This window comes from Citrobacter sp. ANG330 (assembly GCF_047467925.1).
Lineage (GTDB): Bacteria > Pseudomonadota > Gammaproteobacteria > Enterobacterales > Enterobacteriaceae > Citrobacter_A > Citrobacter_A amalonaticus_G.
This window is the reverse complement of sequence record NZ_JASJUI010000003.1, coordinates 428,260-445,357: the sequence shown is the minus strand read 5'-3', so window position 1 is coordinate 445,357 and position 17,098 is coordinate 428,260. Positions and strand designations below refer to the sequence as shown.

Below are 17,098 nucleotides of genomic sequence, written 5' to 3'. Positions count from 1 at the left end.
TTTCAGGAGCATTTAAATTGAAGTGCACTACGGATAGCTCATTGTGCTTACAGGGATATCGCTTGATATGGTATTTGATTGTTTCTTTTCTGGAGCCTAAAGGAGAAAAAAGGAATGGCTTTTGAATGGAAAGAAATTATCACACCTGTTGTGACGCTGACAGCCGTTTGGCTGGGGGCGAGATTCACACAGCGTAACGAATTGCGAAAAAAAATGCTGGAAATTCAGTCTGAAAAACTAGAACAGCTCTTCACAGAATGTTCCAACGTTTTGAATGATATTAATCGTGTGTCGTTGACGGTGTTACATACCCTTGATGATTTTATACCTACTGCGGAATCGGAAAGGAGTGTTCCTGACCAGGCAATTCAGGAAGTTCTAAGAGGATATAGGGAGAAAGGCGTTGTTATTGATTTTGATGCCATTACTGCTTGCCAGCATAAGCTTGAATTTCATCGGCCTAAAGAGTACCAAGCATGGATTGTAGCGCTCATACCGTTGCTTGGGACTCTGACGAAAATAACACCTTATAAAAATATGAATCCTATCGCCGAAGCTGATAACAGAAAATGGAGTTACAAGGAGTTAACATTGTACCGTCAGGAGTTAGACGAGAAACGGAACGCACTGCCAATACTAAGAAAGCGTTTAACTAGTGCTATGGCTTCTGACTATCGTCAACTCGGGCTCAGCAGTGAGCCAGCAAATTTTTGGGTATACGTGGAGCGCTGGAAAAGAGTCGTGAATGCCTTCTTTCACAAGCCGCCTACGCCACCATTAACCTAAGATTATTTCACTGTGGGAGAACCGCAATATTTACACTGCATCCCCCCACATGAAAAATTAGTTGATTAGCTGCTCCCCAGACACTGCGCCCTGATCTCCGCAACTAACTTACTGATATCCCGCTTTTGACGCGGCCTTGCCGGTATTTCCGGCTCTGAAACCACAGGCAGCACAAATTCCGGCACCGCTGCTTTGCCGCGCCGATACTGATTAAACTCACCGTCCTGCGCCTTGCGCAGCGTCGCCAGCAGATAGGCGAGTGGGTTTTGTATGCCGCCACGGGCAACGCGTCGGGCTGCGTCATTGAGCACGTCCTGGCGCAGCGGGGGCGGCAGGTTCTGCATGGCCTGTAAGACAAGCTGTTTTTCAGGATGAGTTAACGGAATTTCCGGCGGCCAGTTCGGCGGTGAGTTGTTCGCGCGCGCGGTAGTACTATTACAAAGATCTGTAGGTACAGTACGTACAGGAGCCTGGTCCTGATTTGAGACTAAGCCGTCAGGTCCCGGTTTCCGGCTTGGTTTCGATTCGGTACCAGGTGAAATTTTGCCTGGTACCGTATTGAGACCGGACGTTTCTGGCTTAGTCTCCTCAGAGGACTGGCGCTGTTGCCAGCGAGCGCGTTCTTCCAGCAGTTCGATGCGCGAGGATAAATAACGCAGGCTGGTGTCCTGGCGAATGTCGTACAGAATGCCTTGCGCAGTGGCGCGAATGGCTTTGTTTTCATGTCGCGAACACTGCTCCAGCAGATGAAGATAGCTGGCATCAAAACGCACGGCATCCAGTACGCTCAGCGGTTCATCGTGCAGGGCATAGATATTCCCGAGGATGCGTCCGGATACCCGATCCCGCGCCTTATGGCACAAGCTGAGCCAGCGCGTCAGGCGTAGCATCAGCAATGCCCGGCTGACGGTACTACGTGAGGCTTTTTCATCCTGCGGGCGGTTAGAGAGCTGTATCTGCAATTCGCTGTAAGAGGGGAACACCGCGCCGCCGTTGTCCTGCGCCTGCATCCGGATCACCTGCCAGGCAAATTTATCTCTGGGCGATAACAGTGGATCCTGCAATAAGCGACGCGGAACCGTGTCATGCGCGTTGCCCATAAACAGCAGGCTATCAGAAGCGGCTGTCGGATCCTTTTGCATCCGTTGCTGGAGTTTGTCGCCGGTCATATTGATCAACGCCTGAATATACGGTGTCATGATCTTCCCCTCGGTCACTCAGCTTTTTTCCCACTGGCGGATCAGATTCCAGACCACGGTCAGCGAGAGCGAACGTTCCTGCGCCAGCAGCATCATGGCTTCCAGTGCAGGGATGGAGTCGATGTTATCGACTTTTATCTCCTGCCAGCGGTTCCAGATGGCGGCCTCTTCCTCTTCGCCGGGTACCTGGTTGCGCCCCTGACGAACGTGGATCCCCATCAGCCGACGACGGGCGCTGATTTCAGCGGTCGAGATACCGAAGTAGTGGCTGATTAACGCTATTGAGCCACCAAGCTGCACCGCCTGGCCGACCAGTTGCTGGAATTTCTGCTCCTGACGCACCTGAACCAGCATCTTGCGCAGTACATCGTGGTTGATGGTGATTTTCAGGAACTGCGCCGAGGTGTTGCCCAGGTGCATTAACTCCTCAAAGGTCAGGTCATTCAGTTCGTTCAGCTCCTCGCGGTCAAAGCCCAGCGCTTCGCAATAGCGCACATTGCCGTCCTTCAGGGCTTGTATCACCTGTGACAAAACGGCCTGATTAATCGTCGGCAACATGTTGTGCCTCCTGCTGTAATTCTTTGATCCGGCGGACAACACGGATCAGCCGGAATGCTTTAATAAGGAATTCATCGCTGAAGAAGAAGCCGTCCGCATCGCGTTGAAAAAAGAGTTCAGGTGTCAGTGCAGAGGCCAGATCTTCCGTCAGCGGGATCTCGTTGAGTGCCGCCAGCAGCGCCCAGCAGGCGCGGGACTGTGGCCGGGTGAACATGCAGTGATCTGATGCGAATGGCATCACTTGGAAGCCAATGCCATTTACATTGGCATCTGAAATTATCCGGTCTTCGATGGCGTAATGTTCAGCCAGATCCCACGCCAGGCGATCGCTGACCGATCGTAAGGACTCCGTGGTATCCCACAGTTGTGGAATGCGCCAGATATCCGTGACGGGTTCGGTCCCTTCACACAATAGCGATGGTGCTTCTTCTTGTTCAGGCAGAGGAGCGGGCGCGCCAACTTCTTCTTCCTCTGTTTCAGGTTTACGCCTGCGCGTTACTGGACGCGGTTCAGGCTCTTCCGGCGGTATATAAGGCGGTGGTTCCGGCGTGGGGCCGAGCACGGCTTGGCGCTTCTGCTCGGAAGGATCGACGTCCAGCAACAGCAGGTTGTAATCAACGTTCAGCTCCTGACTCATCAGCCCCAGTAGCTCATCCTGCACGCGCTCAATAGCAAAGTCTTCAGGCTGGTCGTTGAACAGCGACAGCGCAGAGGAAAAGAGATTGTCAAAGGAACCGATGTCTTCGGCGGCGTGACGCTGCCAGAGATGTAATGATGCCGCCCGTAATGACAGCAGCTTTTCCACCTGCGAGCGGCCCATCCCGGCGTACAGTACTTCGGGGATACAGGGCAGCAGGTATTCCAGCGCCTGTTCCATCCGGCTGATATGCGACTGATTAATGGGGTAGCCGTCGTTCTTCAGATGCTCTGCCAGTTCCCGCTGTGAAAGCTGGCACTTTTCCACCTGCTGGTACAGTTCCCGCGCCTTGTTGATCCCCAGCGCCCGCTCGATGAAGCTGAGTTTGCCGTGCATATCGTTTTCCGCCAGATGGCCGATCAGACAGCGTAGTTCACCCAGCATGGGTTGATCGGATGTACCGGCCCACGGCTTGTACAGACACTGAATGCGCCAGAATCGCTCGTCGTGTGTTTCGCGCCACAGTTCGTTGAGGATAGACAGGCGGGTATTGCCGCCGTTGGCGATGATGAACCATTCCTGATCGGGACGACGGGTGATTGGCGGCGGCGTGTCCAGCCCGCGACGACGGATCGATTCCTTGATGTCGTCATAGTTGGGGTTGCGCATCAACCGTGGGTTGAGATCGAAAGGACGAAGTTGCTCCAGCGTGACGATCATCGAGGTTTCCGTAAGCGGGTCGGCAAACCGTTCATCAGGCGATCTTTCCCGATCAAAATTGCCCTGTAGCAGACGGGACTGGAGTTCCGTCGAAGTCAGCTTGTTGTTCATGACCCCACTCCCTGCTGGCTGAGCGATTCGAAGCGGGTTTGATCGCTGATAAAGCGGGTTCGCACGGTGCCAATCGGGCCGTTGCGCTGTTTGCTGACAATGACTTCGGCGATGCCTCGATCCAGCGTGTTGGGATCGTACAGTTCGTCGCGGTAGAGGAATAAGATGACGTCGGCATCCTGCTCGATAGAGCCGGAATCGCGCAGATCGGCATTACAGGGGCGCTTGTTAAGGCGTGATTCCAGCGCCCGATTAAGTTGCGACAGCGCCAGCACCGGGCAATTTAGTTCCTTCGCCAGCGCTTTCAGCGAGCGGGAGATCGTTGAGATCTCCTGATTACGGTTCTCCGCGCCGCCGCTGCGCATCAGTTGTAGATAATCCACCACGATCAGCGAAGGAGACCCGTACTGGCGCAGCGAGCGTCTGGCCCGGCTGCGTAACAGGGATGGGGTGAGGATCCCGGAATCGTCGAGCAGCAGGCGATCTTTCCATTCGTTCATCAGGATGCTGGCACTGATGCCAATCTGCTGCCAGTCGTCATCACTGAGATCGCCGCTGCGTAGCCGGGTTTGCGAGACGCGGCCAATCAGAGAAACCAGCCGCAGCAGTAGCTGTTCCGCCGACATTTCCATGCTGTAGATTTGCACTGGCTGAGCAGAGCGCAGCATTAGCGCGTTCACGCATAGCGTCAGGGCGAAAGCGGTTTTGCCGACTGAGGGACGAGCAGCGGCGATAATCAGGTCGGCAGGCTGGAAGCCGCAGGTCAGGGCGTCGAGCTGTTCCAGTCCGGATGGCGTGCCGCTGAGGCTACCGCGTTCGGCCTCATAGCGCTGAGCGATGCCTGCCAGCACGTTATCAAAGCAGGCGCTGATATCGGTCAGGCCGCCCTCCTGATGCGACTGCGCAATGGCAAACAGCTTTTGTTCGGCAAAGTTCAGTACATCGGCCACATTGCTGCGCGGCTGGCCTGCCATATCGCTCAGTTCATTGCCTAATAGCAGAAGCTGGCGCAGTTCACCGTAGCTCGCGATGTACTGCGCATAGGGAATGATGTTGGCGGCGCTGGGTGTATTTTTTGACAGCTCTGCCAGGTAGGCGAAGCCGCCCACTTGTTCGAGCTGTTCCTGCTGTTCCAGCGATTCGCTCAGGGTGATCAGGTCGATGGGATTTCCCTGTTCGACCAGGGTTTGCATATGGGAATAAATTGTCCGGTGCGCGGAGATAAAGAAATCCTGCGCGGAAATCTGTGTGGCAACGTCATCCCAGCGATCGTTATCCAGCATCAGCCCGCCGAGCACCGATTGTTCCGCTTCGACGGAGTGTGGCGATTGTGGCCGCTTGCGCTTACTCATCTCGATTACCCTCCTGACAGGCCAGAAAAGCTTCCCACAGCCGGGTTTGTTGATGTGGAGGCAGAAGTAATAGCGGTAAATCGCTGGAGTAGAGCGGCTTATTGTTGGACCAGCCGATTTCAAACAGCGGCCAGTCTCTGGGGGCGGTCAGCGAACCGGACGTATCCCGCAGTTCGTTCTCATCCTCCAGGTTGTAGCAGTCCACTTTTTCTGGTGGGATATGCCAGAGCAGCGACATTAATACCGGCAGCGTTTCCCGCGCTTCTTCATGATCGGCAGCTTCAAAGAACACGATCACTTCATCGTCTTGCTCGAAGGGATACTGAGCGTAATAAGAGCAAAATGCTCGCCAGATTTTCCGTTTCATGCGATACCCTCCATCTGCTGAAGGGGCAGGGCGAGAAATTGCGGGAACAGTTCTTTAGCCAGCATCTGCATGGTTTCAGCCGCGCAGGGTGTTGCCCGCCCTCTGGCGCGGGAAGTATCGAGACGATGTACCGGTAGTCCCAGCGATGCCGCCCGGCGATAGGCCACGCTGGCATAAACCGGCGTCATCAGGATCTCGGTAGGCACCAGTAGCTCCTGTTCTTTCTGCTTATGCTGGAGAACCTGAAGCAGGTTGTGATGAATTTCGCGGGCATCATTGGTATGGTCGAGCTTGTTGATCACCGCCTTCAGTGGCGGTAGTGGGATGCCGTAGCGGGTGAAGGGCTGGAGATCCCGGTACATTTGCAGCGTGCCGCGCAGGAACTCGCGTGCAGAGAGCATTTCCGGCAGTACCGGGGAGATAATAAGATCGCTGGCTAACAGCACCATTTCCAGCGCGATGGTACGTGCGCCAATGGTATCGATCAGGATGACGTCATAGCCGGTTATCTGGCGTACCAGATGGCGCAGGCGGATCACACCATCCGGCGCGGCCTGAAGCAGGCTCATCAGTTCGCCGCGCGGATCGTTGGAGATGATGATATCCAGTCCAGGAATGGAGGTATGCGAGATGATGATGGCTGGATCCAGCTCGTTTTGCGCGATAAGCTCGTAGATCCCGCCGGGGGCTTCGTTATCAAGAGGGTAATAGCTGCTGAGCGTTGGCTGGCGAATATCGGCGTCAATCATCAGGACTTTCAGCCCCTGATCGGCCAGGTAGCCGCCGAGGTTCGCCGTGTCGGTGGTTTTCGCCACGCCACCTTTGGTGGAGAGGATGGCGGCAATTAGTGTAGGTAAATCAAGTGCATCTGCGTTTTTCATAACCAGTGCCTTTTTCGTTTTCTGAAAAGGACTTCACTGTAAAAACGCTGATTTGTTAGTAGGTTAAGTTACCCGATCGCTTTGATTCAAAATCAACCGTAGAAATACGTGCCGGTTCGAGTCCGGCCTTCAATCCAGCCCTGGAAATGGTAGGTGCAGTTGCTTCCAGTAATCGTGTTCATCGGCCAGCGCTTGAGCTGAAACGATTACCGGAACTCCTGCACCGAATTGACGGTTGGAGTGACCAATGCAGCCGCCAAGGTCGGCGATCACCACATCATCGATAGGTCCTTAGAATTTCTTTACTAAACATCTTTATAATTTGGCCATTTTTGCATGCCACTCAGCAGTTCTTCACACCTCACGCTGTATAGTGATGGCAGTATAGCAAGCTCATGATATTTCGACGGTGAAACAACCATTTCCAAATCGTGTGTATTTATCTCTAATCCGCAATGACTGGTGTCATTACTTTGTACTTTTCTATCACCATTCGGATCTCCGTCTGATGATTCAACGCCCCAGGCTAGATCTTGGCCAAGTTTAAATAAAGCAAAATTTTTAGCGTAAACTCTCGTCAACTCCTGTTGCCCTCTTTCTCCTTCATAACGAGAAGCTTCATATCTAGGCGGTTGCGGTTCACCTGATAGCGTAGATGAATCGGCATAATCGTTCGCAAGTCCAGGTGATCTTGCAATATAGAATCCGCTTCCCCTGGCCTCACCATCACCTGAACCACAATAGATTGGGTTTAATCCCTCACTGAACATACTACGAAGATTTTCAGTGTTGGTCCCATGGTATCCAATAAATGTGTAGCCATTATCTACAAGTTTTCGATCAGCATCTATAATGCCATCAATAGATCTACTTGATAAAACTTCCTCAAAACCTAATTCTTTGGCCACGCATTTGGGCTCAATTTCTTTAGATTTTATTTCAGCAAACCCTAATCTAGGTAGGTAATTAGTTGGGTGGTCTGCAATCACAAGTAATTTCTCCCTTTTTATAATGTATCAAAGAATTTGAGACGTTTTTTAAATATTTATGTTATAAAATTTAGCACATGTATATTAGAGTGGAAGTCTAAATGTAGATTGATATCATGGAATATTGGGGTAGTGGTCAAGTAATATTGGTCGCGAGCACGCGGTTGACCTGATCCTGCCCACGTAATGTGGACACAACCCTAGGCGAGGTTATGGTTATGTTGTAAGTATCCCGTGCCATTCACATTTAGAGATTCTGCGGCATAATCAATCTGCCAACGAAGGAGATCACTATGTGTAAAGCCCGTGTTACGGAGCATCAGTTTATCGTCGTATAAAGCCGGGCGAACTGTTCAGGATGTCTGCAGGGGGCCGGTAAATCCGAGGTGACTTACTACAACTGAAAGCCTACATACATGGCATAGAATCTTCTTATATTAATAAGATAAATAATCTTAATGACGAGAACCGACGACGCAAGCAGATGTTTACCGATCCTGGTTTTGAAACCGGACACGGTTTGCTGAGAAGCAGGTTCGAAAGGAGCAGGCAAATACGTTGAGTCACCCTTGCGGAAGTATGAGAGCTTCTCTCTTAAAAGTCATCACATCCGTGTCAATATGCCCTCCAGACCTGATTGCAGGTTATGTATTCTGTTTTTTTTTGGCTCCAAAATTGATAGCGCCTGGTCTAAAATTATCGCTATTACATAGCTAAATTACACGCTTGTGTATTTAAAATGAGATAAACAAACTATTTCCCTGGCTTAAACTCTGTCTGTATCCTTTTTATACAACGCTGTCTCTGGTTTGAAACTTTTTAATCTGAATATATTAAATCCAGAAACAGAGTGTCCACTTGCTGATACAAGAATTTTTGTTTGTTATTAGATGGATAATGGTTATTTTATAAGGTGATTATAATATGTCTTTTCTCAACGGTATTTTAAATAGATTGACCTCTCAGTCACATAGCGTCGACGTACTCAGTAATAAGCCCCATGCAAATCATGGCGTTAAAATTGGATATGCGAAAATTAATGGTGAGAAAATAGAGATAAAAACGACGCAGTGGGATAATATCTATCAGTTGGGTAATTGTGGTAAATTTACCCTCTCTGCTGAAGTCATTGCGCACCGTTCCTCTGACGGAGAAATGCTGATAGGGCATCATTACCTGGAATCGTTGTCCCGTATGTATCAGGAGTGGAAAAATGACAATCTTCAGTTGATGCGCGGGATTTCATCGAACCATTTTTCCTGGAATGGCATTGTACTCGATGAAAAAGTGGTTTCTGAAGGCACAAATGAATTTCCGGGTGCTACCATGGGCGGGAGCGCATCATGCTGGGTTCCAACATCCATTGCTTCGGATGAGCATGCGCTACAGACATCAACGTCTATTGCCCTTGGCAATCATAATTCTACAATGTATGAGTGTATTAACGCTGCGCATCCCCAGGAGAATGTTTTATTGGGAATGGTACTCACTTTCCATGCAGGAGAAAATAAATCACTGCCAGTTCATTTTCTTAACGCCGGGGAAATTTTACTTAAGGGGCCCGTTGAAAAAAAACATTTCGAGATTTCACATTTGGTCATCAGCAAGCCATCCGATCCTACAGGCTTTCAGGCATTATCCTATAGCGGAGAGTCCTGGGATAAAGATTTGATGCCTGCGGCATTATATGATCCCAATGATACCTACGCGGATTCCGGAAAAGAAATGACCCGTGACTGGATGGCGAAGAGCGCCGTTAAAGTATCCAGTCTCATAAATCCTATGGACAAAATCACCAGCGCAGATCTGTAAATATGACTTACTGACAATATACTCGATGTAAACAATAACTGTAATATCTGGTCTTATCGACAGTATTTTAGTGCACATTTTCCATCTAATATTGGATGGCAATACTCCTGTAACGGAAGGCTGATGAGTTGTATATTGCTTATTGTGATGAGGAAGACTCCGGGCACATAGCAGAGATATATGCGTAATAGTTAATACGCTTTGTCTTGTCGGAGTCAGTGCGTTTAGCGGATATTGACAAAAGGAAACGCACGTAGTCAGTTTAATTCTGCGGGACGATAGTTTGTTATGATGCCTGTTATAGTTACACGAAATATTTATTTGGAAACGGCGGTAACTCATCTTTTCCAGAATGAGTTAGAGTCAAGGGGGATTTGTATAATTCATTTCGATGGTCAGACATCGCTTCGTGAATTGTTAAGCTTTCTCTGCGAAGGGGCTGTGAAAACCAGCCAAAAACTGATTTTTACAGGAAATCCTGGGATTTACTCGTTGCATCTGAAAAAATATTGTTGGGTGGATGACAATATTTCCGTTAAGCAGTTCTCTGAGCAAATCTATAAAGCAAAAGGAGTTTCTGTTCAGACGCTAGCGAAAGATATTTCCGAATACCTTTCCTTAAGCGACTTGACCATACTGCAATTCAATGTGGCAATGTTGAGCAAAAGATATCAGGTACATACCATCGCCAACATATTAGATTTATCAGATCAAGCCATATACAATCTGGTCAGTAAGATTTTAGCCAAAAAAAAGTTGTCTTCATTGAAGCAATTACGCTTCTTTCTCATAAAAGAATTTCCAAGTTAGTCATTGTTACTGTTATCTTCGTTCTTGTGGGTATCAATATAACAGAGTGTTCACTTCCTTAAAAAGAAAAATTCGTCTTGTCCGGGTTAACTGACATCTTTTTATCGGAAGCTGCGGTAATAAGGAAGATAAACTATCCCGTTGATAAACCTACCTGCAACTCTGGCGAGAAGTACAAAAATTATCGTTGTATGAGTGCAATGGATACGCCAAAAAGATTAAGTATCACGACAGAGTACCGGGACATAGCCGAGTCAGATTTTCTGACTCGGCTATGTCTGCTGGTGCTGCCGTACAGGAATGAGAGCAATATGTGTTGAACGTGATAATGAACTGTTCGCGTACGACGTGTTTGTGTATAGAGATAAACGCATACCGGTATTTACGATTTGCCCGACAACATGATTATTGAAGCAGGATAATGCCAGACGCATATTTAGCGCTGAAACGTTGCCTTAATTGCACACGAATCAGAAAAGTAATAGATATCTTTGTCAATGGTAGAAATACCACGAAATCCTGGCGGGAATTCCAGGAAAATAAATCTAATGCAATTGAGGTTAACTAAAATGAAAAAAGCGCTATTAGCAATGCTATCGGGGGCATTGATATGCCTGTTAATGGGATGTTCGACTTACACGGAGGCAATCGGCCCGGATGGGACAAGCGTGAAGCATATTGGCATTGCACCAGGAACCAGCATAACAACACCAAAAGGCTGCATCAATTCAGCTGGGAGGGATTGTGAGCCATTATCTCCGGTGCCAGCCCAGTGAGTACTCTGTGCGTGGCGGGTGGAAGAAGAGCAAAATGAGCACTCGCGAGTGAAAACTGGCGGGGCACGCCACGATTTTGATCTTACCTGCCAGCAAGCACTGGGGAGTTTTCGGTGTTGACGGTGATTCGGGCGCGAGACCTGTCGCAAGCACATGGATTACACGAGTCGATAACGGGTTTCTCTTTTGCAGAGCGGGCAACCGGTCTTAAGATAAATAGTAGGGCAAAGGCCACTCCGGTGGCCTTTATTATGTGACGGGAGAATGGCATACAGATCATTAGCCACTATACACAATGGCTTACGCTGAGGTAAACGTGTTTTAACCGTCGAGGCTTCCTTTTTGCCCACGATCGTTGGGTAATAAAGCCTTCTTGTTATTTATCAAATAGAGAACTGAGTGCCGTGTGCGATTTTCAACAAGAGACGTCTTATTTTAGACAGATGCTGTTGTTGCTTTTTTATACTAATAAAGGATAATTCACCTCAGCCCGAAAGATAATTTTTCGTGTTTTATTTCCAACAGCAAGACATCGGTAGTCATTGTGCGCAAAGAGTAGGGAAAAATTACTTAAGTATCTTTTAAATATGTTTAGAATATTTCTGTTGTTAGTAGCTCTTGTTTTATCTTTTTCTTCTGGTGCGTTTGATAAGGGCTTTACCCAGAGCTGGTCTGCTTATCCCTGGCAACGTGGTTTACAGCCCCGTTCTGGTAGTGATTTACTCCTCCAAAAGATAATGGAAGAATATTCCTTCTGGAAAGGAACGCCTTATTTATGGGGAGGGGATAGTCAGTTCGGTATAGATTGTTCAGCTTTCTCGCGAAGAATAATTTATGAAACATTGCACCGTCGTCTACCTCGAACGACCCTTGGGCAGAGTCAAATCGGTTTGGTCGTCGGGGAGAGTCAGCTTGACATAGGCGACCTTGTTTTTTTCATGATCAAACCGAATGTCAGACATGTCGGCGTGTACGTAGGTAAAGACAGATTCATCCACGCTTCAAGTTCTCAAGGAGTTATGGTTTCTACGTTATCCGATACTTACTGGCAAGCGCATTTCCTGATGGCCCGAAGAGTCATTGCTTAATGTACAGTTAACATGTGCAAGTTAATATTATTTAGCCCATCCTGATAACCCTAATGCCGGGATTGCGAACGTCTATTCCGCAATCCTGGCATTAATACTAATGAGTTAGCTCGCTTACCAGGTGTATTTCACACCCAGGCCCCCTTCAATATTGTGATAACCGTTTCCACCCTGTTGGGTACCAATATTTCCCCACATACTCCATTGGTTGGCTAATTTAGCCTCGAGCCCGGTTTTCACCTCATAGCGATGTTTCGGCGTATCGGAGTCAAGACGTGTATCATCCATCGTGATGGCGTCACCGTAGCTGCTATATAACCAGTTAGCTTCAATAAACGGTTTCCACTGGTGACCTTTTGCATCCGACGAATAGCCGTAGACACGCATTCCCAGACGGTTATTAAAGCCGCCGTCATTCTGGCTTTTCACTTTGGTACCGTTGGCTTCCGTCACGTCGTCGGCATCATAGCGCGTGTAAATGATTTGCTCCTGAGGCTGAATGAAAAAGTCCATCTGGGACGTACTCAAGAGATTAAACGCCCAGCCGCCCTCTAATGAAATCGACTGCGTCCGGCTATCGAACTTCTCTTCCGGCAGGCCTTCACCCTGTACATTGTTACTGTACCAGCCATGTTGCAGCCAGGTATCAATATAGGGACCGGTGCCGCCTGGACGACTATCAGCAAACCAGGTACCGTAAAGCCCCACGCTGTAACCTTTCACATTGCTACGCGCGTCATAGCTTTCCCCATTTGTCTCGTTGGCGGTTCTTGCTTTGCCATAACCGGCCATTACCCCAATCTGCCAGCGGTTTTGTACCTGAAGATTGTTTGCCAGGTCAAAGCCCAACTGCATACCGTTACTCCAGGTGTTCTGATCAATTTGCCCTGCGCTGCGGCTGTCTGTACGGCTGCCAAACACGCGTATCCAGGCAGATGGAGCTTGATCCTGCTGCCCATTACCTGAGACAAACAGGCTTTCTCCAACACGGTCATACAAACTTTGGCTAAACATTTCAATCGCTGCTGCCTGGCCTGCCAGATAAGCGCCCGCTTCAGGACGAACCGGTACGGGCTCAGAATCGCCCAGCGGCACGCGAAGATACCAGTTGCCGTCATTGACCGTCGGCGTGCCCTGCAACAGCTTATAGTCGTAAGCGCCGGTAACCACACGATTCGCGAGGGTAAAATTGCCATCAGACTCGCCATCAACCTGTATTATCTGTATACCTTTGTCGGTTTGCATACCGCTTCCGCCTTTGTTATTCACATAGACATCAGTATTACCGCTGGTATTCCCCTGTACGATGAGTTTATCGGTTCTGGCATTATCGCCACCGAGTACGGTATTCAGTACCAGCGTACTGTGTGCGGTGTAATTACCGGTGACGGTTAATGTATTACCGACAGTATTTCCCGCGAGATTAACTGTGTTGAAGTTATCCAGGTTACCCTGGATGGTCAGGTTACCCGCCCCACCCGTCAGAGCGGTTATCGCATCACCTGCCGCGATCGTTCCCTGGCTGGTGACGTCACCGATGACAGTACCGTACCCGCCAAGCGTCGCACCGTCATCAACGGTAACTGGCCCACCGCCGGACAACGATGCTGCCGGAGTGTCCAGCGCCAGGGTTCCCGCCGCCACGTGCGTCCCCCCCGTGTGGCCGTAGCCGCTGGCGAGGGTCACCATCCCATTTCCCTCTTTAGTTAATACGCCGCTGCCGCTCATCGCATTATTAAAGGCCCACGAATCACTGGCATTCAGCACCAGTTCGCCGTTGTTGACGATGGATGCGCTTCCGAGGGCTGACGCTTGCTGCGCTGTCAGACGGCTGGCGGATGCAATGTCCACAGCGCCGCTATAATTCGCACTGCCAGCGTTCAGCACCACATCACTCTTATTCATCAGATTTATTGCGCCAGCCCCGCTGAACGGGTTGAGCAACGAGCTTGTTGCGCCATCAAAAATTAACGTGCCGTCGAGCTTCATTGCTCCACTTCCAGGCGTACCAGCTTTGACCAGACGGACAGTGGCGCCCGTATCGACAGCGATCGCTGCGTTCAGGTCGCTGTTCATATTGCTTATCACCAGCTCACCGCCATTCAGCGTCAGGTTGCCGCCTCCGGTCAGCGCACCGTCACTCTGGCCGCCATTGGTAATGGTTAACGTCCCTTGATTCAGCGCCAGCGTACTTCCCGCTGCACCGTTCAACTCACCGATCGTCTGGCTGTAGCCGTTGATGTCGGTCGTAGCGCCAGAGGCAACATTCAGCGCGCTGGTTTGCCCCAGCGCATTATTGCCACCCAGTTGTAACGTGCCGCTGGTAACCTGTGTTTTACCCTGATAATTGTTCCCGGAATTCAGTACGGTTAGCGTTCCATTGTTGGCACGGAATTCGAAGTCACCCACGCCAGTCAGTTGTGCGCTCATCGCTGTGTTGCTCGCCCCCGTGGTATCCAGAACCACCGTAGACTGGCTGTTAAGCGCTTTAAGCATATAGCCGGCATAGAGTCCCGGTCCGCCAGGCGCGTTGGCATCGTCGCTCATGACAGCGCTATTCCCATAGGTCGCCAGCACGTCATTGTGACCAAAACCGTCAGAAACCAGCTCTGTTTTATCCACTGGCGCGACATTATTCAGCAACAGGGTTAACTGTTTTCCTGGAGAGCTCACCGTTGTCGCTTTAACTACCTGAATAGAATTATCGAGCACATTATCCTGGTCCAGGAAGTTGCCTCCAGGCACTGAACCGGAAGGAAGCGAGCTTATTTGCAAATTGACTACGCCAGCATTCGAAGTCGCAGAGGAGTCTACGTTGAGATTGTTGACTGTCAGAGTATGGGGCGTGGAAAGCGAGGACATGGCCACATCCAGCGTACCGCCGTTAAAGGTGAGATTGCCGATCGTCTGGTCACTGTCGAGCGTGGCGATACCGACATTACCCAGTGACAATGTGGCATTGCTCAGGGCGCTGATATTGTCTCCCTCCAGCGCCATCGTGCCGCGGTTCAGTTCCAGCGTACCGGTAAAAGCGTTACCTACCGAAGACGTAAAATCAAAGGTATTGTCCGTAAGGTTCATTATTACTCTCAATGAACCATTTGCGGTTAACGCATTGGCGAATGTCATATCGCCGCTTATCGGGCCCACGGTCAGAAGGCCATCCAGCAAAACCGGCGAACCCCCAAGATTTTGTATTTCGGTAATGTCTACCTGGCCGCTGCGCGTAATATCCCAGCTGCCGCTAAATCCGCTGTAATCGCCAGTAATTTGTGTGCCGCTCCCACTGATACGGTTAATGCCTGTACCGGTAATCGAGGTGTTGAGGGTGTTCGAGGCACCGCTTATGTTGACTACGCCATTGTTGATCAGTGTATTGGTAAGGGTGCCGAGGTTATAGGAGAGCTCAAGCGTGCCGCCATTATTGATCGTGACCGAGCCAGTTCCCAGGCCGCTGACATTTGCCGCATTTAACGTCCCGGCATCGACTACGCTACCGCCAGAATAAGTGTTAAGGCCGTTCAATCTCGTTTCACCATTGCCGGTTTGATTCACGGAGGTACCGGTGCTGATTACGCCGTCCAGTTGCCAGGTTTCACCGCTGTTACCAGCGCCAGTAATGCTGTCCAGACCACTGAGGTTGCTGTCGAGAGTTCCACTGCCTTTCAACGTTAACGTATTCCCGCTCGCGACGGAGGCGATGTCTCCGTTGATTTGGCTGCCCGTGTCAAATGTCAGGGTGTTATTTCCACCGGTTAATGAAATTGCCGTTCCGCCGGTGCCCGTGATTAAGCCGCTATTAAGCAGTGAATGACCAGCCGAACCGAACAGAATCCCGGTATTCCCGCTTATTTCCCCGGCATTGCTAATGTCAACAACGCCGTTCGTACTGATTTCTATTCCAGCATTCAACTCGCTACTTGAATTTATGAGCCCGCCAGCCTGGTTGTTTATTGAACCCGTGGCGTTATTTTGATAAAAAATCCCATTATTGACTACATCAATACGACCAGAGTTGTTGATAGTGGCGGTTCCATCATAAGCCAGAATGCCATACCACCCACCAATCCGGGAAGTACTGTCCCCGGTATAGGTCATTGTCCCTGCATTAAGATACACGGACGAAACGCCCACAGCGCTCCTGACGAAACCACTGTTATTAATCGTTCCGCCATTTGTTAAATAAATCCCATCACTGTTCGTGTCGACTCGGCCGGTGGACTGTATGTTAATCGTCCCGCCATTATCGAGTTTAATGCCTGCATAATCACCATCAGCGCCGTAGCCCGTTGTGATTATTTCCCCACCCAGATTCAGTACCGAATTACCACTCGCAGAACCCAAAACAATGCCAAATTCAGCCCCGCGCACGACGGCACCTGTTTCGATAGAGAGATCCCAGTCATATGTATTATCACCTGTAATTCCGGCGCCGCTGGGGGAATTAATGGTGTTAGTCGCAGGCATTACAAAGGGGCCTGTTCCTGCGGTTAGCGTATAGGTCGATGTTTGAGAAGGAATAGTTGTCGCCGCATAGACGGGCATTGTTGTCATAAGCAGAACCGGAAGTGCTTTTCTGATAGACATTGTAAGCGTCGAAAGAGGGTAACCGATAATAACCGAAGTTTTGTTTTTATTCATTATGTCTGACCTTAAATCATTTAAAGATGACCTTTAAAAGGTAGACGCATTACAAAATATTACATAGCAATCTCGTTAATTAAATTTCTCTTAAAATCAAATGATTATATCTTTCTTGAATTTTATGAATTATAGGTTGACCCTGATTAGGAATTAGATACAATGTCCCGTTTCTTAAGGGAATGTCGCTTTGCATTTTTTTCAAAAGAGACGCGAGTCTCGATTTTTTGCTAACCTTCTGGATATTCACTAATAGTTTGTTGGCTGAAAGGTTTCAACCCACACGATAATCTGTACTTTGGCTGCCTGTATAAGTGAAGCATGACTTATACCTCCTGATTCTTTATTACTCCCCTGTAAGGAGTTCTTCT

At 49.5% G+C, this 17,098-nt stretch carries 12 protein-coding genes and 1 pseudogene; 5 read left to right on the top strand and 8 right to left on the bottom strand.

The annotated features are described in order from the left end of the window. Positions 1-114 precede the first annotated feature (114 nt). Positions 115-786, top strand: a complete 672-nt coding sequence (locus QNN88_RS10390; RefSeq protein ID WP_414240150.1) for a hypothetical protein — start codon at positions 115-117, stop codon at positions 784-786. Positions 787-851: 65 nt separating this feature from the next. On the opposite strand, the gene QNN88_RS10385 is transcribed toward QNN88_RS10390, so the two are convergent. The 6 genes from QNN88_RS10385 to QNN88_RS10360 are packed head-to-tail and all read right to left on the bottom strand — an operon-like array spanning position 852 to position 6,611. Further along, the gene (locus QNN88_RS10385; RefSeq protein ID WP_414240149.1) at positions 852-1,985 is read right to left on the bottom strand and encodes an STY4528 family pathogenicity island replication protein; all 1,134 of its coding nucleotides are present in this window, start codon (positions 1,983-1,985) and stop codon (positions 852-854) included. An 18-nt stretch (positions 1,986-2,003) separates the two neighbouring features. Further along, positions 2,004-2,543, bottom strand: a complete 540-nt coding sequence (locus tag QNN88_RS10380) for a DUF2857 domain-containing protein (RefSeq protein WP_000938045.1) — start codon at positions 2,541-2,543, stop codon at positions 2,004-2,006. After that, positions 2,527-4,011 (bottom strand): ParB family protein, encoded by a 1,485-nt coding sequence (locus QNN88_RS10375; RefSeq protein ID WP_414240148.1) that lies wholly within the window; start codon positions 4,009-4,011, stop codon positions 2,527-2,529. Before QNN88_RS10375 ends, QNN88_RS10380 begins: the two co-directional genes overlap by 17 nt. Next, positions 4,008-5,363 carry a replicative DNA helicase gene (gene dnaB, locus QNN88_RS10370; RefSeq protein ID WP_414240147.1) on the bottom strand — a complete coding sequence of 452 codons (1,356 nt, stop codon included), beginning with the start codon at positions 5,361-5,363 and terminating at the stop codon, positions 4,008-4,010. Before dnaB ends, QNN88_RS10375 begins: the two co-directional genes overlap by 4 nt. After that, entirely contained in the window at positions 5,356-5,730 is a 375-nt protein-coding gene (locus tag QNN88_RS10365; protein ID WP_414240146.1) for a hypothetical protein, read from the bottom strand. The genes dnaB and QNN88_RS10365 overlap by 8 nt, the downstream gene beginning before the upstream one ends. After that, a complete protein-coding gene (locus QNN88_RS10360) occupies positions 5,727-6,611 on the bottom strand; it encodes a ParA family protein (RefSeq protein ID WP_414240145.1) in 885 nt (294 codons plus the stop codon). The genes QNN88_RS10365 and QNN88_RS10360 overlap by 4 nt, the downstream gene beginning before the upstream one ends. A gap of 128 nt (positions 6,612-6,739) precedes the next feature. On the opposite strand from QNN88_RS10360, the pseudogene QNN88_RS10355 reads away from it, so the two are divergent. Then, positions 6,740-6,853: pseudogene (locus tag QNN88_RS10355) on the top strand (integrase); the annotation flags it as partial. 63 nt (positions 6,854-6,916) lie between these two features. Here QNN88_RS10355 and QNN88_RS10350 read toward each other — a convergent pair. Next, positions 6,917-7,600, bottom strand: a complete 684-nt coding sequence (locus tag QNN88_RS10350) for a hypothetical protein (protein ID WP_414240144.1) — start codon at positions 7,598-7,600, stop codon at positions 6,917-6,919. A 924-nt stretch (positions 7,601-8,524) separates the two neighbouring features. Between QNN88_RS10350 and QNN88_RS10345 the strand changes: the two genes are divergently transcribed. The 3 genes from QNN88_RS10345 to QNN88_RS10335 all read left to right on the top strand — a co-directional run bounded on the left by QNN88_RS10345 (position 8,525) and on the right by QNN88_RS10335 (position 12,086). Beyond that, positions 8,525-9,412: a hypothetical protein gene (locus QNN88_RS10345; RefSeq protein WP_414240143.1), complete on the top strand. Its 888-nt coding sequence runs from the start codon at positions 8,525-8,527 to the stop codon at positions 9,410-9,412. A 288-nt stretch (positions 9,413-9,700) separates the two neighbouring features. After that, on the top strand, positions 9,701-10,222 hold the full coding sequence (locus QNN88_RS10340) for a hypothetical protein (RefSeq protein ID WP_414240142.1): 522 nt from the start codon (positions 9,701-9,703) through the stop codon (positions 10,220-10,222). Between the two features lie 1,363 nt (positions 10,223-11,585). Beyond that, positions 11,586-12,086 carry an NlpC/P60 family protein gene (locus QNN88_RS10335; protein ID WP_414240141.1) on the top strand — a complete coding sequence of 167 codons (501 nt, stop codon included), beginning with the start codon at positions 11,586-11,588 and terminating at the stop codon, positions 12,084-12,086. Between the two features lie 114 nt (positions 12,087-12,200). Here the strand turns inward: QNN88_RS10335 and QNN88_RS10330 are convergent, their stop codons facing one another. Next, positions 12,201-16,220 carry an autotransporter outer membrane beta-barrel domain-containing protein gene (locus QNN88_RS10330; RefSeq protein ID WP_414240140.1) on the bottom strand — a complete coding sequence of 1,340 codons (4,020 nt, stop codon included), beginning with the start codon at positions 16,218-16,220 and terminating at the stop codon, positions 12,201-12,203. Positions 16,221-17,098: the final 878 nt, after the last annotated feature.

What these genes read in the sequence shown, in the direction of transcription:
- QNN88_RS10390 (WP_414240150.1), top strand. Translation starts at nt 115, where the DNA reads ATGGCTTTTGAATGGAAAGAAATTATCACACCTGTTGTGACGCTGACA.
- QNN88_RS10385 (WP_414240149.1), bottom strand. Translation starts at nt 1,985, where the DNA reads ATGACACCGTATATTCAGGCGTTGATCAATATGACCGGCGACAAACTC.
- QNN88_RS10380 (WP_000938045.1), bottom strand. Translation starts at nt 2,543, where the DNA reads ATGTTGCCGACGATTAATCAGGCCGTTTTGTCACAGGTGATACAAGCC.
- QNN88_RS10375 (WP_414240148.1), bottom strand. Translation starts at nt 4,011, where the DNA reads ATGAACAACAAGCTGACTTCGACGGAACTCCAGTCCCGTCTGCTACAG.
- dnaB (WP_414240147.1), bottom strand. Translation starts at nt 5,363, where the DNA reads ATGAGTAAGCGCAAGCGGCCACAATCGCCACACTCCGTCGAAGCGGAA.
- QNN88_RS10365 (WP_414240146.1), bottom strand. Translation starts at nt 5,730, where the DNA reads ATGAAACGGAAAATCTGGCGAGCATTTTGCTCTTATTACGCTCAGTAT.
- QNN88_RS10360 (WP_414240145.1), bottom strand. Translation starts at nt 6,611, where the DNA reads ATGAAAAACGCAGATGCACTTGATTTACCTACACTAATTGCCGCCATC.
- QNN88_RS10345 (WP_414240143.1), top strand. Translation starts at nt 8,525, where the DNA reads ATGTCTTTTCTCAACGGTATTTTAAATAGATTGACCTCTCAGTCACAT.
- QNN88_RS10340 (WP_414240142.1), top strand. Translation starts at nt 9,701, where the DNA reads ATGATGCCTGTTATAGTTACACGAAATATTTATTTGGAAACGGCGGTA.
- QNN88_RS10335 (WP_414240141.1), top strand. Translation starts at nt 11,586, where the DNA reads ATGTTTAGAATATTTCTGTTGTTAGTAGCTCTTGTTTTATCTTTTTCT.